At 55.3% G+C, this 15,456-nt stretch carries 14 protein-coding genes; all 14 read left to right on the forward strand.

Annotated features, from left to right (window positions below):
• The first annotated feature begins 42 nt into the window (after positions 1–42).
• The 14 genes from LZ012_RS04530 to LZ012_RS04595 all read left to right on the forward strand — a co-directional run bounded on the left by LZ012_RS04530 (position 43) and on the right by LZ012_RS04595 (position 15,453).
• Positions 43–978, forward strand: coding sequence for an NAD-dependent epimerase/dehydratase family protein (locus tag LZ012_RS04530; RefSeq protein ID WP_275707971.1), 936 nt, complete (start codon positions 43–45; stop codon positions 976–978).
• Positions 979–992: 14 nt separating this feature from the next.
• Positions 993–1,925, forward strand: coding sequence for an NAD-dependent epimerase/dehydratase family protein (locus LZ012_RS04535; protein WP_275707973.1), 933 nt, complete (start codon positions 993–995; stop codon positions 1,923–1,925).
• Between the two features lie 13 nt (positions 1,926–1,938).
• Positions 1,939–3,009, forward strand: coding sequence for an NAD-dependent epimerase/dehydratase family protein (locus tag LZ012_RS04540; RefSeq protein ID WP_275707975.1), 1,071 nt, complete (start codon positions 1,939–1,941; stop codon positions 3,007–3,009).
• A gap of 3 nt (positions 3,010–3,012) precedes the next feature.
• Positions 3,013–4,134: an NAD(P)/FAD-dependent oxidoreductase gene (locus LZ012_RS04545; RefSeq protein ID WP_275707977.1), complete on the forward strand. Its 1,122-nt coding sequence runs from the start codon at positions 3,013–3,015 to the stop codon at positions 4,132–4,134.
• Positions 4,135–4,136: 2 nt separating this feature from the next.
• Positions 4,137–5,117 (forward strand): NAD-dependent epimerase/dehydratase family protein, encoded by a 981-nt coding sequence (locus LZ012_RS04550; protein WP_275707980.1) that lies wholly within the window; start codon positions 4,137–4,139, stop codon positions 5,115–5,117.
• A complete protein-coding gene (locus tag LZ012_RS04555; RefSeq protein WP_275707983.1) occupies positions 5,117–6,262 on the forward strand; it encodes a DegT/DnrJ/EryC1/StrS family aminotransferase in 1,146 nt (381 codons plus the stop codon). Before LZ012_RS04550 ends, LZ012_RS04555 begins: the two co-directional genes overlap by 1 nt.
• Before the next feature lie 3 nt (positions 6,263–6,265).
• On the forward strand, positions 6,266–8,149 hold the full coding sequence (asnB, locus tag LZ012_RS04560; protein WP_275707986.1) for an asparagine synthase (glutamine-hydrolyzing): 1,884 nt from the start codon (positions 6,266–6,268) through the stop codon (positions 8,147–8,149).
• Entirely contained in the window at positions 8,146–9,195 is a 1,050-nt protein-coding gene (locus tag LZ012_RS04565; protein WP_275707989.1) for a DegT/DnrJ/EryC1/StrS family aminotransferase, read from the forward strand. Before asnB ends, LZ012_RS04565 begins: the two co-directional genes overlap by 4 nt.
• A complete protein-coding gene (locus tag LZ012_RS04570) occupies positions 9,185–10,252 on the forward strand; it encodes a GNAT family N-acetyltransferase (RefSeq protein WP_275707992.1) in 1,068 nt (355 codons plus the stop codon). The genes LZ012_RS04565 and LZ012_RS04570 overlap by 11 nt, the downstream gene beginning before the upstream one ends.
• A gap of 209 nt (positions 10,253–10,461) precedes the next feature.
• Positions 10,462–10,995: an acyltransferase gene (locus LZ012_RS04575; protein WP_275707995.1), complete on the forward strand. Its 534-nt coding sequence runs from the start codon at positions 10,462–10,464 to the stop codon at positions 10,993–10,995.
• Between the two features lie 173 nt (positions 10,996–11,168).
• The gene (locus LZ012_RS04580; RefSeq protein ID WP_275707997.1) at positions 11,169–12,515 is read left to right on the forward strand and encodes a polysaccharide deacetylase family protein; all 1,347 of its coding nucleotides are present in this window, start codon (positions 11,169–11,171) and stop codon (positions 12,513–12,515) included.
• On the forward strand, positions 12,512–13,027 hold the full coding sequence (locus LZ012_RS04585; RefSeq protein WP_275707999.1) for a GNAT family N-acetyltransferase: 516 nt from the start codon (positions 12,512–12,514) through the stop codon (positions 13,025–13,027). Before LZ012_RS04580 ends, LZ012_RS04585 begins: the two co-directional genes overlap by 4 nt.
• Positions 13,020–13,775, forward strand: coding sequence for a WbqC family protein (locus tag LZ012_RS04590; protein WP_275708001.1), 756 nt, complete (start codon positions 13,020–13,022; stop codon positions 13,773–13,775). The genes LZ012_RS04585 and LZ012_RS04590 overlap by 8 nt, the downstream gene beginning before the upstream one ends.
• Before the next feature lie 118 nt (positions 13,776–13,893).
• Entirely contained in the window at positions 13,894–15,453 is a 1,560-nt protein-coding gene (locus LZ012_RS04595; protein ID WP_275708004.1) for a hypothetical protein, read from the forward strand.
• The last annotated feature ends 3 nt before the right edge of the window (positions 15,454–15,456 follow it).

A 15,456-nucleotide genomic window follows, 5' to 3' on the forward strand; every position in this document is an offset into this window, starting at 1 on the left:
TGTTGTCTCTGAAACAACTTTAATTTAGTCAAGGAAAACACAATGAAAGTCTTCGTAACTGGTGGTTTGGGTCAAATCGGATCGCATGTTGTTGAAATGTTGCTGGAGCGTGGCGACAAGGTCGTCGCAGTTGACAACCTGGCAACCGGTCGGCGCGAGCACTTGGCTGATCACCCCAACCTTACCGTGGTGATTGAGTCGATTGCCAACAAACCCCTGATGGACAAGCTCATTGGTGACTTCAAGCCAGATGTCATCGTCCACACCGCCGCCTCCTACAAAGACCCCGATGACTGGTACAACGACACGCTGACCAATTGTGTTGGCGGTGCAAATATGGTGGACGGGGCTAAAAAATTTGGCGTGAAGCGTTTCGTCTATTTCCAAACCGCGCTTTGCTACGGTCTTAAGCCGATGCAACAGCCCATCCGACTGGATCACCCGCGGTTTCCGGGGAGTAGCAGTTACGCCATCTCCAAAACTACCAACGAGTATTACCTCGAGCTCTCCGGCGTGGATTTTGTTACCTTCCGCCTAGCTAATGTTGTCGGCCCGCGCAATGTTGCTGGTCCTCTGCCAATTTTCTATCAGCGCCTGAAAGACGGAAAACAGTGCTTCGTCACTAAAGCGCGGCGCGATTTTGTTTACGTCAAGGATCTGGCCAAAGTTGTCCTGAAGGCCTGCGATGGTGTCGGCCATGGCGCATATCACTTTTCCTCAGGAAAAGATGTCGCTATTCAGGAGCTCTACGACGCAGTCATCGAGGCGCTCGATGTGCCTGGCAAGCCCAAGGCAGAGGTCAAAGAGCTTGGACCAGATGACGTCTTTTCCATTTTGCTTGACCCATCCCGTACTTTTGAAGACTTCGGGAACATTGAATTTACCCCCCTGCAGGAGACTGTTTCGGCTGCCATGGCCTACTACCAGCAGCACGGCACTCTGGGGGAATACACCCACTTGCGCCAAGAACGTAAGTAAAAGGGAGCAGATAGATGCGCATTTTGATTACGGGTGGTGCTGGCTGCCTTGGCTCAAACCTCATCGAGTACTGGCTGCCACAGGGTCACCAGATTTTTGTCATTGACAACTTCGCCACTGGCAAACGCGAAGTCGTGCCAGAGGTTGAAGGACTGACGGTCAAGGAAGGCAGCATTGCCGATGAGGCGTTGGTCAATCAATGCTTCAGCCAGTTCAAACCAGACGTGGTCATTCACGCTGCTGCCGCCTACAAAGATCCTGATGACTGGATTGAAGATTCGCGCACCAACGTCATCGGCAGTGCCCATGTCGCCCGAGCAGCCAAGGCCAATAATGTCAAACGGTTGATTAATTTTCAAACAGCACTGTGCTACGGTCGACCACAACAGTTGCCCATTTTTGCCAGCCACCCTACTGCGCCTTTCACCAGTTATGGCATAACCAAGACAGCGGGTGAGCAATTCATGCTGATGTCAGGCGTACCTACGCTGACGCTACGTATCGCCAACGTTACCGGACCACGCTTGGCCATCGGCCCCATCCCGACCTTCTACAAGCGCCTGAAAGCAGGTCAAAACTGCTTTTGTTCTGACACCTCGCGCGATTTTTTGGACATGTCCGATTTCCTCGACTTCATGGATATGGCAATCAAGGTGGATGCACCAGCAGGCGTTTTTAACCTCGCCAGCGGAGAGGCACATTCCATCAAAGAGATTTTCGACATTGTTACCGACTATCTCGGTCTGGGCGTCAAAGAAGTGCCCGTGGTTCCACCTGCAGCAGATGATGTTCCAGTTGTCTCGTTGGATGCTTCTGAAACCACGCGAGCGTTTGGCTGGAAAGCCAGCATCGGATTCAGCGAGACCATTCGTCGCCAACTGGCCTGGTATGACAAACATGGCGTGACCGATGTGTTTTCACATCTGAAGTCTCCATCGGCGCAGTAATCAAGGAACAGCTATGTCAAAGTTATCGTTTTCTGGTGCCAAAGTACTGGTTGTCGGTGGAGCCGGGTTTGTTGGTAGCAACCTTGTTCATCAGATTTTGGATCAAGGCCCTAGTGAGATTCTTGTGGTGGACAATCTCTTGTCCTCCGATGTTGCCAATATTCCCGCCGAACCGCGGGTACGTTTCGTATTCGGCTCAATTACCGATGACAAAATTCTCGCGAATTTACCTGACGACCTGGACTTCGCGTTTCATCTCGCTTGCTACCACGGCAACCAGTCTTCGATTGCCAATCCGCTTGCCGACCACGACAACAACACGCTGACGTCTCTCAAGCTATTTGATCGGCTCAAAGAGATCAAAGGTCTTAAGAAGGTGGTGTATGCAGCTGCTGCTTGCGCTGTGGCCGAGAAAACTTATGACACACCAACAGCAACTACCGAAGAGCAGCCGGTAACGCTGTATCACGATAGTCCGTATTCGATCTCCAAAATTATTGGGGAGTTGTATGGCAATTATTACTTCCAGCAGCATCACCTACCGTTTGTGAAAGCGAGGTTCTCCAATGTGTATGGTCCTCGCGAGATATTGGGGGCAGGTCAATGGCGCGGTACGGTGCACACCGTGTGGCGCAACGTCACTCCTACGTTTGTCTGGCGGTCGCTGAATGGTGAAGCCCTTCCCCTGGATAATGGCGGAAACGCCAGTCGAGACTTCATCTTCGTCGAAGACATGGCGCGTGGACTGATGGCGTGCGCCCTAAAGGGGGCGGCCGGGGAGGTCTATAACCTGGCGACCGGTCGGGAAACCAGCATCCTCGATCTGGCCACCATCATCAATGAATACACGGGAAACAAGACGCCGCTCGATCTTCGGCCCGCCCGCGACTGGGATCGATCTGGTAAGCGCTTCGCGTCGATTGAGAAGGCTTCGCGGGAGCTGGGCTTCAATGCGCAGATCGACATTCGGGAGGGGCTGCGACGCACGGTCGAATGGACCCGTGTCAACCACGAACTGATAGCGCGCAGCATCGCCAAGCACGACAAGATGATGGCCCAGGCAGCGATACGCTCGGCGCCGTGATCCATGACAGAACTACGTTTCGATGCCGTCGTCGTCGGCGCAGGTGTGGTCGGCTTGGCCTGTGCCCGGCGCCTGGCAAGGCTCGGGTTGCACACTGTGCTGCTTGAACGGGAAAAAGGTATCGGACGGGGGATCAGTTCCCGAAGCAGCGAAGTGATCCATGCGGGACTGTACTACCCCGCCGGATCGCTTAAATCGCGGCTCTGCCAGCGTGGTGCAGAACGCATCTATCGTTACTGCGAGCGAAAATCCGTAGCGCATCGCCGTGTGGGTAAATTTGTCGTTGCAACTCGGCGGGAGCAGGAGGGTAAGCTGGAAGCCATTGTCAGCCATGCTCGAGATAACCGGTGCCGTGTCGCGATGATTTCCGGCAAGGAAGCGCGCCGCCAGGAACCGGAACTTGCTTGTGTCGCCGCCTTGAGTTCGCCCGATACCGGCATCCTCGACAGCCATGGATTGATGGATGCCCTTCTCGCGGATTACGAATCGGTCGGAGGTATTCTCGCGCGTTGCTCGGCGGTCAAGCGGGGATGGTTCGAAGCGCGGGGAACGGTAGTGGAACTGGATGACGAAAAATCCACCCGCGTGTCGTCACGATTCTTGGTCAATGCCGCCGGCCTCGATGCGCCTCTTGTTGCGGCCAATCTTTTGGGATTCCCGATAGATCATGTCCCCGAGTGCTACTTCGCCAAGGGAAATTACTTCGTACTGACTGGCCGGAGTCCTTTTTCCCGCCTCATATACCCGATGCCGGAGCCCGGCGGGCTGGGCATTCACCTGACGCTGGATTTGCAGGGGCGGGCGCGGTTCGGTCCAGATGTCGAATGGGTGGATGCGATCAGTTATTCTGTCGATATTGAGCGCCGCAGGAAGTTCTGTACTGCAATACGCAGCTATTGGCCGAACTGCAACAAGGAACGTCTCGTTCCCGCGTACGCCGGAATCCGCCCCAAACTAGGTTCCCGGGAAAATGTTGCCGAGGACTTCGTTATTCAGGATGCATCGGTCCATGGTTTCCCTGGTCTGGTGAACCTATTCGGCATCGAATCACCCGGACTGACCTCCTGCCTGGTGATTGCCGATGAAGTAGCGGCCCGTCTCGGGCTCCAACAACTGGAAAATTAAGAATGAATTCACTGACGAATACAAAGGTTCTAGTGATCGGTGGCGCCGGATTCATCGGCAGCCATGTGGTCGGTGAACTCCTGAAAGCCGATGTCGGCCAAGTGCTGGTTTATGATAATTTTGCCCGCGGCAAGCGGGACTACCTGGCGCCGCATCTCGGCGACCCGCGCTGCGTCATTTATCAGAACGGCGCCGATATCCGCGAAACGGATCTCCTCGACGATGCCATGCGCGGCTGCGACTATGTCATTCATCTGGCCGCTATGTGGTTGCTGCATTGCAAGGATTTCCCACGCACCGCTTTTCACGTGAACATCGAAGGAACCTTCAATGTCCTTGAAGCGTGTGTTAAGAACAAGATTAAGCGCCTCGTCTACTCTTCATCAGCCTCAGTTTATGGCGACGCGGTTGAGGTGCCGATGACAGAAGACCATCCCTTTATGAATCGCAATTTCTACGGTGCTTCCAAGATCGCGGGAGAAGCGATGTGCCGCGCCTTTCACGACCGCTACGGTCTTTCCTACGTGGGGCTGCGCTACATGAATGTTTACGGGCCGCACCAGGACCAGACAGCGGCTTACACCGGGGTGATCCCGATCATGCTCAATAAGATCGATGCCAACGAAGCCCCTGTCATTAACGGTGACGGCACGCAGGCGTACGACTTCATCGATGTCGAGGATGTCGCCCGCTGCAACGTGCTGGCTCTCCAATCGGACGCGAATGACGAGTTTTACAACGTCGGCTCCGGTGTGCAAACCAGCATCAAGCAACTCTGCGATCTCATCCTTGAACTCAAGCGATCGGATCTGCAGGTCACCTACAAGCCATACCACCCGGATGACGCCCGTCGCTTAGTGCAGCACCGAATCGGGTGCCCTAAAAAGGCAGAATCCGATCTCGCGTTCACATACAGGTACGGCTTGCGGGAGGGCTTACAGAAATTGATTGCTTGGCGCGATGTCAACAAGGGGCGCTACTGATGGAGAAGCGCTCGATCGCGATTTCGCTACCCTGCACCGGCGATGACGAATGGCAGGCTACTCGGGAACCGCTTGCCTCCGGTTGGCTTACCCAGGGGCCGAAGGTCGCTGCTTTTGAAAAGGAGTTCGCGAAACGTCATGGGGTCGGGCGTGCCTTGGCTACGACGAGTTGCACCACCGGGTTACACCTCATTCTCGCGGCAATGGGCATCGGGCCGGGGGACGAGGTCATCGTTCCGGCCTTTACCTGGGTAGCTACGGCCAATGTCGTTGCCTACTGTGGTGCGACCCCTGTTTTTGCGGACGTTGACCGGCGGACCAACAACATCGATCCTGCCGATGTCGCCCGTCGTATTACGCCTCGTACCAAAGCTGTCATCGCAGTTCACCTTTTCGGACTGTGCGCAGACATGGACGCGCTTCGCGCCTCCCTGCCTCAGCATATCCCGATCATCGAAGATGCGGCCTGCGCTGCAGGCGCCAGCTACAAAGGCCGTTCAGCAGGCTCCCTCGGACTCGCGGCTGCTTTTTCGTTTCACCCGCGCAAGTCGATCACGACAGGTGAGGGAGGGATGGTCACAACCAATGATGATCGTTTGGCAGATATCGCCGACATGCTCCGTAACCATGGAGCCAGCATTTCCGAGGAGCAGCGTCACAAGGGGCCGCGTCCGTACCTGCTGCCCGAGTTCAACCTGCTCGGCTTCAACTACCGCATGACCGATCTGCAAGGAGCGGTCGGCCTCGTTCAGCTCGGCAAACTGGACCGCTTCATCGATGAGCGTGCCGAGTGGGCCGCGTTCTATACCCAGTCTCTGGCTGATGTCGACTGGCTGCTTCCGCCGTTGGTCCAGGACGAATCTCGACACGCCTGGCAGGCTTATGTCCTCTACGTAAACCCCGAAAAGGCCCCGCTGCCGCGTAACGAGATCATGGAGCGCCTGCAGGCGCTCGGTATTTCCACCCGTCCCGGAACCCATGCAGTTCACATGCTTGGTTACTACGCACAGCGCTTCGGCCTCCGGCCCGACGATTTTCCCGGCGCGCGTGACTGCAACGATCACACGATGGCGATCCCGCTGCACAACCGCATGGCACGGGCCGATTTCGAATATGTCGCCGCCGCCCTCCATTCGATTCGTTGAGCCATGTGCGGCATCGCCGGCCTGATCAACCTCAAGGGGGAGCCCGTTTCGCCGGCGACTCTTAAGGCAATGACTGACGCCATCGCCCATCGCGGGCCGGATGGCGAGGGCCAATGGGTCGAAGGCAATGTCGGCCTCGGGCACCGCCGACTGGCGGTGATCGACCTTTCGCAGGCGGCCGCCCAGCCCATGGTTTCGGCGGACCAGCGCTTCGTACTCACCTATAACGGCGAGATCTACAACTACCGGGAATTGCGGGCCGAGTTGGAGGCCGCGGGCGTACGCTTCCGTTCGCAATCGGATTCCGAGGTACTCCTTAATGCGCTGATCCAATGGGGCAACAAGGCGATCGGTCGTTTCAACGGCATGTTTGCCTTCGCCCTGTGGGACCGGCAGGAGCGCTGCTTGCTGTTGGCAAGGGATCGCTACGGCATCAAGCCCGTCTATTACGCTCAGGTAGGCAACACGCTCGCTTTCGGCTCCGAGCAGAAAGCCATACTCGCCCAGCCGGGGTTCCCACGACGGCTGGACAAGCCCGCGCTGCTGGAATACTTCACTTTCCAGAATATCTTCACGGACCGGACCCTGCTGCAGGATGTGAAGATCTTCCCCGCCGGTCACTATGGCATTCTCAATTTTTCGGACAGTGCGCCAAGGCTCAAGCTCACCGAATACTGGGATTTCGAGTTTCGCGAACCCACGGGACAGATCGACAGGGAGGCTTATCGCGAAGAACTCGACCGGCTGTTCCAGCAGGCGGTGATGCGGCAACTGGTGACCGACGTGGAACTGGGCAGCTACCTCAGCGGCGGCATGGATTCCGGGTCGATCACCGCGATCGCTGCACGCGCCAACCCGTACATGAAAACCTTTACCTGCGGTTTCGACCTCAGTTCTGCGTCAGGTCTGGAGCTGGGCTTCGACGAGCGCAGCAAGGCCGAATACATGTCCTACTGCTTCAAGACCGAGCACTACGAGATGGTCCTGAAAGCGGGAGACATGGAGCGCGTATTGCCGAAGCTGGCCTGGCATATCGAAGAGCCGCGCGTCGGCCAGAGCTATCCCAATTACTACGCGGCCAAGCTGGCATCCAAATTCGTCAAGGTCGTGCTTTCCGGGGCTGGCGGCGACGAACTCTTCGGCGGCTACCCGTGGCGCTACTATCGTGCCGTCGTCAACGACGACTTCGAGCACTACATCGACAACTACTACCAGTTCTGGCAACGGTTGCTGCCAAACTCGCAGATCAGGCAGGTGTTTGCGCCGGTGTGGGGCGAGGTCAAGGATGTTTGGACGCGCGACATTTTCCGCGATGTCTTTAAGCACCACTCGGACCGGCTGTACACCCCCGAGGACTACATCAACCACTCGCTCTACTTCGAGGCCAAGACCTTTCTCCATGGCCTGCTGGTTGTGGACGACAAACTCAGCATGGCGCACGGACTCGAGAGCCGGGTGCCGTTTCTCGACAACGATCTCGTCGATTTCGCGATGCGCTGCCCGGTATCGCTCAAGCTCAACAACATGGCTCAAGTGATCCGTATCAACGAAAACGAGCCTGGCGGGAAGTCCGCGATCTACTTTGAGCGCACACGTGACGGCAAACAGCTCCTGCGCGACGCCATGGCGCACTACATTCCAACAGAGGTTGCTCAAAGGGAAAAGCAGGGGTTTTCTGCGCCGGATGCAAGCTGGTTCAAGGGGGAGAGCATTGACTTCGTTAGGAGGCTGCTGCTTGACCCCGCGGCACATATTTACGAGTTTCTCGACTTCAGAGCGCTCTCTCTATTGATCGAAGAACACTTGGAGGGGGTTCAAAATCGCCGCTTACTCATCTGGTCTCTACTGAACGTCGAGGCTTGGCTTGGTCAGCACTTTCCGCGATGACGAACTTGCATATCCCGCATTCAAGGCCTTGGATTAGCGATCAGGATCGCCAGGCGGTATTAGATACGCTCGCGGGCAATATGATTGCCCAGGGGGAGAAGGCAAAGGCGTTCGAAAATGCGGTCAAGGAATACGTTCGTGTAGAGCATGCCATCGCAGTGGCGAGCGGATCTTCAGCGATCGTTCTCGCGCTTGCAGCGCTATCTCTGGGGGCTCGGGATGAGGTTGTATTGCCGACCTACGTTTGCCGGAGTGTTCTCGATGCGGTGATCTCGGTTGGCGCCAAGCCCGTGATTTGCGATGTTGATTTGATGGGTGTCTTAAACCAGAAGGTAGTCTCGAACGCTATTACCAGGCGCACGAAGGCGATCATTGCCGTACACATTTTCGGCCGGCCCTGCGATATTGTCAGTCTTAGGTCGTTTGGTGTTCCCGTAATTGAGGACGCATGCCAGGCGTTCGGCTTGGACTTGGGGGGGAGGGGGGCGGGCACACTGGGAGACATTGGGGTTTACTCCTTTCACGCAACGAAATGCTTGACGACGGGTGAAGGGGGAATGCTTGTTTGTCGAGACCCTGAATTAGCGACGCGCGCTCGTGCGCTTGCTATGGGGGCTGCTGGTCAAGGGCAGCGGTTGTTCATGCCACTTTCCGATTTGCAGGCCGCCCTCGGATTATCTCAGCTTACCCGCTATCCGGAGTTTCTCAACCGAAGGAATCTAATACGCACACAGTACCTGTGTGCTGCGCAGGAATTTGGATTGCAAGCCGAGGAAATAAATGCTTCAGGAGGAATGTTCCGATTCACCGTTTTTGTCGACCAGCCTTTTGGGGAGTTGCAGAATCAATATTCCAGCTTTGGTATTTCTATTCGAAAGGGTGTGGATGAGCTACTGCATCGGATCGTGGGCTTGAGTGACGACGATTTCCCTTGTGCTACAGAATTGTTCCGGAAAACTGTTTCGCTACCCTTTTACCCATCGCTGACGGATCAGGAAGTTGGCGCTATCCGACGTTCGTTTGATTTGCTGAAGAATGGCCTTTGAGATAAAAATTCTTGATGAAGCAACCGAGGGTGAATACGAAGCTCTCTTGAGTGCTGCGCCGAGTGCAATGTTTAATCATTCCATTCGTTATCGCAATTTCCTCCGGCGAGTACTTCCGGAGGCTAAAGATCACTATTTTCTTGCCTATCGCGATGGTGAAATTGTCGCCGCTCTTCCGACCTTCTCGCGAGCTGGTCCGTTAGGGCTGGTCGTCAATTCGCTACCGTTCTATGGTAGCCACGGGGGAGTTGTTGTAAGGGAGGGCTACGGGCTTGAGGTCAAGATAGCGCTGCTGTCAGCGTTGCGTGAGCATTGCGTAGAGATTGGTGCGGTGCTTTCGACCGTGATTGAGCCTTCTCTGAACGACGAGCGAGAATCGTACAGTACCTTGCAGGCAGATTATTTTGATGACCGTATCGGGCAAATTACAGTATTGCCATCCGCACAATCTGAAGATGTGGGAGCTGAACTCCTTGCGCTTTATCATCAAAAGACAAGAAATTTGGTGAGAAAAGGGCTCAAGGGAGGTTTCAGGGTTAGCCATACTGGATCGCGACAGGCGTTTCATGACCTGCAAGCGATGCATGAACAAAACATGCGCGCAATAGGGGGGGTGGCGAAGCCACGAGAGGTCTTTGATGCGATCGTCGATGAATTCCAATACGGATATGACTTCCGCATCTATCTGGCGTATAAGGGAGATCATCTGGCCGCGGCGCTGCTGGTTTTCTATTTCAAAGATTTCGTTGAGTATTTCACTCCTGCGACAGCGGAAAACTACAGAAGTGGCCAGCCATTGAGCTTGCTAATCTTCTTGGCCATGAAAGACGCAGTCATCGAACGGTCTGCAAAGTCATGGAATTGGGGGGGGACATGGCTGAGTCAGGATGGCGTATATCACTTCAAGTCACGGTGGGGTACGAAAGATCACCCATATCGATACTACGTAACCAAGTATGGTGACGATATTGATCTGTCGGAAATCCGCAAGTCTCAGTTGATTGGCGGCTACCCATATTTTTTTACTTTTCCTTTCAGACTGCTTGCGCCAGAATGAGTTATTGTTGAATATTTTGCAATATAAGTTTTTCAGCTATCAATTTTTCCGACGTGCCGTGCAAATATGATTGCCTGAGCATTAATAACGCGTTCTACGGAGCCCTGTGCCAACGATCAGAGCTTAATCTTTCGTCTTGCCGATTCCCGTTGGAATGACGAACGGTGCTGTTACACGTTTTGGGACACGTCCTTATTGAATATGTGTTTATGAGTGAAGATAAAGACAAAATACTAAGGTTGATGTTTGAGTATGCATCTCTGGATCAAGGGGAGATCCAAGAGATATGTGCTGGTCTAGACAAAAAAATACTTCGCTGGTTAGGATCTCACCATCCCGACAACATGACTCGAAAGCTTTTTTTTCAATTAACAAGCGTCGAGATTGGGGCCGGTACTGTGTTGAATTCTGGGCTGGTAATTTCTGACGGTTATCTTCCGCTTGTTAAGTTCGGTGAACGGGTTGCGGTTTCTCCGAATGTCACCATCATTGCTCAGTCTGGGTCGAACAATTCGAAACTGCAGAATCTTCCTTGCATAAAGGATCGGTTAATTGTTGAAGCTCCGGTTTGTATAGATGACGATGTTTGGATCGGGGCGAGTGTTGTTATTTTGCCTGGCGTAACGATCGGGAAGATGTCTGTGATAGGTGCTGGCGCGGTGGTTACTAAATCCATTCCTCCTTACACAATATCTTCAGGAGTCCCGGCGACTATCAACAGAATCCTTGGTTGCCCTGGTTAGGGTCTTGCCGTTGAACTGAGCAAGATTTGGCAGTTGATATATTCCATTTAGAGTTGAAAATGGCCGGCATTCCTTGCAGTTGGTTCAGGACAGTTCTGGTACATGATTCTGGGTGTGTTAATGATGGAATTAGTTCATGGTCAATTGCCAAGGGCTAAGGCTGGTGGCATAGAATGATTTCAACATTATCTACTGATTTCACTACGGCGCATTACGCGGAATTATTGCGTTTAGCAAAACAGCGCTATCGTTTTGTTGTTTACGATGCGATACCATGGGGTGAAAGGTTTGTTTTATGGCGTCACGATTGTGATATCTCGTTGAACCGTTCTTTGCGGCTGGCGCGTATTGAGGCCTCGCACGGTATTCGTTCGACTTTCTTCCTGAATCCACACAGTTCGCTATACAATATATTTGAGGGGAGTCAGTCTCTGCTCATCCGCGAGATTGTTCGGTTGGGGCATGAGATTGGGCTCCATTTCGATGCGGCTTTCCATGGCGTAGTTGATGAGGAAAGTTTGGGGGCGGTTGTTCGCAAAGAAGCAGCATTGCTTGAGGGGGTGTTCGGCGTAAGGCCGGTGGCATTCAGCTTTCACAACCCGCTGGATTCGCACTTGCGTTGCGAAGCAGAGTCTTACGGTGGGCTCGTTAACTGCTATTCGAGGCGATTCAGGACCGAGGTTCCGTACTGTTCAGACTCCAACGGCTATTGGCGTTTTCGCCGTTTGCACGATGTGCTTGCCCAGGGAGCTGATCCATGCCTGCAGGTGCTGACGCATCCTGGGTGGTGGCAGGAGACCCCTATGCCGCCGCGCCAACGTATTTTCCGCAGCATTTACGGCCGGGCAAAGGCCGTGATGGCTGAAAATGACGCCACGATTCTGGCGTACGGTCGCGAGAATCTTTCGGGCCCCGCCTGCGCTTTGGTGTTTTTGCGTGATGTATTGCCTGAACGTTACGCATTGCTGGACTTCCTGTGGATGAGCGGCGAGATGGCGGCCTTGTTCGTCGAGTTGTGGCGCTTGCACGAGGGGCAGATCAACAACCTGTGCAAGGCGGTATTGCGTAAGGAGTGGCAGGTGCCCGCCCGCGAGGTAAATGCATTTTTCGATAGCCCGGCGCTTGCGATCGACGGCTGGCGGCTATTTGTCGGGGTATTCGGGTCGTCGTGGCAGGCCGCTTCGGGTGTCTGCGGCGATGCCTACCAAGAGTGGGTCAGCTTGCGTAACCAGTTAGTTCATGGCCGCGGTACCGCGCAGAAGCAGCGACTGGAGGAGGGATGCGTCTTCCTCTGCGAGATCATCGCGGCGCTGGCGGCTTGGGGGAAGGTGCAATCAATCGGTTATGACGGCCTTGTTCATCTCGGCACCATTGGCTTGCCGACCTGCGAGACTGCGGAGGGGGGGCTGAACGAGCGTCTGGAAGAGCTTGCCGACGAGATTCCAAAGTTTTTGGCGAAGAAGTGGGGGCGCTTCAAGGCCGAGATGGCAGAAGTCGGTGCTGGCGGGACGGCGGCATGAACTCCGCTGTGCTTCTGCGGCCGGTTGTCGATGCCGATTCCGATCTCTTGTTTGGATGGATCAATGATCATGATCTCGTAGTTTTCAATGCTCCGTTCCTGGAAGTTTCCAGACCTGAACACGATGCCTGGTTCTCGCGTATTCGATCTCGGAAGGATGTTGTTTTTTTCATGATCGAAGACACAGAGAGTGGCAAGGCTATCGGCTCATGTCAGCTTCTCAACATCCATTCGGTGCATCGTTCGGCTGAACTCCAAATCCGCATCGGTTCCACCACATCCCAAAACAGGGAATCGGGAAGCGAGGCGGTGCGACAATTGATTGCGTATGGGTTTTCGAGCCTGGGGTTGCACCGCATTGCCCTCCACGTATTTGCTACCAATCAGCGAGCGATCCGCGTATACGAGAAGAACGGATTTGTTCGCGAAGGACTTTTGCGGCAGGCCGCCTGTATTGATGGGCACTGGCTGGATGTGGTTTGCATGGCCCGGGTCAGGGGGTTGGATGACTGAACTCGTCGCCATCCACCAACCCAATCTCTTCCCCTGGCTGGGCTACTTCGACAAGATCCATCGCGCAGATGTCTTCATCCTGCTTGATGACGTGCAGTATCCGAAAACGGGTGGCTCGTGGTCCAACCGGGTCAAGGTGCTGATCAATGGCGAGGGGCGTTGGTTGACCGCACCGGTAGATCGCAGCCACCACGGCACGCGGGCGATCAATGAAATGGTGTTTTGTTGCAAGGAGGATTGGCGCGCCAAGGTGCTGAAGACGCTAGTCGCCGCCTACCGGCGCGCCCCGTTTTTCGAAAACGCGTTCGCCGTGCTAGAGCCTCTGGTTCGCTACCCGGAAGACAATGTCGCGGAATACAACGTCCATGCCATTGTGACGCTGGCCGGCGCGCTCGGCCTGCCGACTGGTTCCTTCGTGCGCAGCTCGAGTCTCCCGACAGTCTCGACAGCGACGCAGCGCCTGATCGACCTGACCAGGCAGGTTGGCGGCCGAAGCTATCTCTGTGGCGGTGGTGCAGGCGGCTACCAGGAGGATGAGGCTTTCGCCGCCGTCGGATTGTCGCTGGTCTATCAGTGCTTTGTTCCCAAGTTTTATTCGCAGCACGGCACGACGTCATTCGTTCCAGGACTGTCGATCATCGATGCGGCGATGAATCTGGGTTGGCATGGCGTCGGTAGCCTTCTCCGGGGAGGGGGCGGGTTAGACCGCAAGAAATACGCATCGGCGTGTATTTGCAGCGCATATTAAACTATGACACGGTAAAATAGCGCCTTGATTGCTTGGGATGCATATGTTTTCGAGAATTGCGCGAGGCGCCGAGAGAAAAGCGCTGGATTCAGGCTTTGGCCGGTCACTGACCGCACGCGTGAAGGCCGAACTCAAGGCCGAGCTCAAGGCTGAGCTTAAGGCCGAACTCAAGGCCGAACTCAAGGCCGAACTCAAGGCCGAACTCAAGGCCGAACTCAAGGCCGAACTCAAGGCCGAACTTTTTCCTGTCATTGCGCGCGTCAATGAGTTGCCGCGCACGGTCGCGGCGTTCTCTGCTGCGGTCGACGCGGAAAAATCGGCGAATTCGATGAATGTCGAACAGCGTGCGCTGGATTTACGCCGACTGGTGCGCGCGACGGCGGGGTTGCCAGCGGACGTCCCTGAGAAGCCTGATATTGAGGATCTGCTAACCGAGTTCCGTTTTCTCCACGCTGCTGCCGAGACCCTGAGGCCGGCGTTCCGGGCGCTCGCCTCGCGCCGTGTTCTATTTTGTGGGCAGTGCTATTACAACGCCTGGTATCTCTCGCGGGCGCTGCGGCCGCTGGGTTGGAAAGCAGATGTCTATAACTGGGACGGAAATCTCTCCAACGACATCTACTACCATGGGCAGGATTCGCGTCTTGGCGTTGATGTGCCGCAGACGCTCGAAGGTGAGCTTGGCTATTTCCTAGAATCACTATATTGCTACGATGTCGTTCATTTTTCCAATGCGCATGGGATCGCCTACGGTTGGAGCCTTAAGTCGGCTGCTGCACGAGAGTTCGGGGAACACTCGGAGATTTTTCTTCTAAAGGCGTTGGGCAAGAAACTGGTGTATTCCAACAACGGGTGCCTCGACGGTGTCTCGCAGACTGCATTTGCGAAGTGGGGCCCGGAATCGGTGTGCGCCATCTGTCGCTGGCAGCACGAGCCTTCGGTCTGCAGCGACGAGCGCAACCTTGCCTGGGGGCGGTTCCGCAACGAGGTCGCGGATTTTCAATGCACCCTGGGCGGTAATCGCGTTGATTACAACCACGACCCACGAGTCCACGAAGTGCCGGAGTTCTATTGCCTGGACCCAGAGTTATGGCATCCGGATATCGGGATTCCCGAAAACTACCGGCTGCCGGCAACGGATGGCCGCGCCATCCGCCTCTACCATGCGGTTGGGCACCGCGAGGAGCGCACGCGCAGCGACGGGGTGAACATCAAGTCGACCCACGTTTATCGTCCGCTCATCGATAAGTTGCGTGCTGAGGGCATGCAAATCGACCTGATCGAGCCGACCGGCATTCCCAACAAGGAAGTGCGTTTCCTCCAGGCGCAGGCCGACATCTTCCTCGACATGCTCACCTTCGGCTGGTTCGGAGCAAACATACGCGAGGCGATGATGCTCGGTAAGCCGGTGATCTGCTTCATCCGGCCGGAATGGCTGAAGAGTGTCCGCGAGGAAATTCCAGAGTATGCGGATGAACTGCCGATCATCAGCGCGACGCCGCAGACGGTGGAGGCCGTCCTGCGCGACCTGATCGCCAACCCGGAAAAGCGGCGCGAGATCGGCCGGCGCAGCCGTGAGTTTGCCGTGAAGTGGCACTCCGCTGAAGCGAGTGGGCGGCGCTTTGACCATATCTACGGTGCGCTGCTGTCCGGCGACCCGTTGCTGCGCTTGAAAGGCTAAGTT

This window comes from Dechloromonas hankyongensis (assembly GCF_022012295.1).
GTDB classification, from domain to species: Bacteria; Pseudomonadota; Gammaproteobacteria; order Burkholderiales; family Rhodocyclaceae; genus Azonexus; species Azonexus hankyongensis.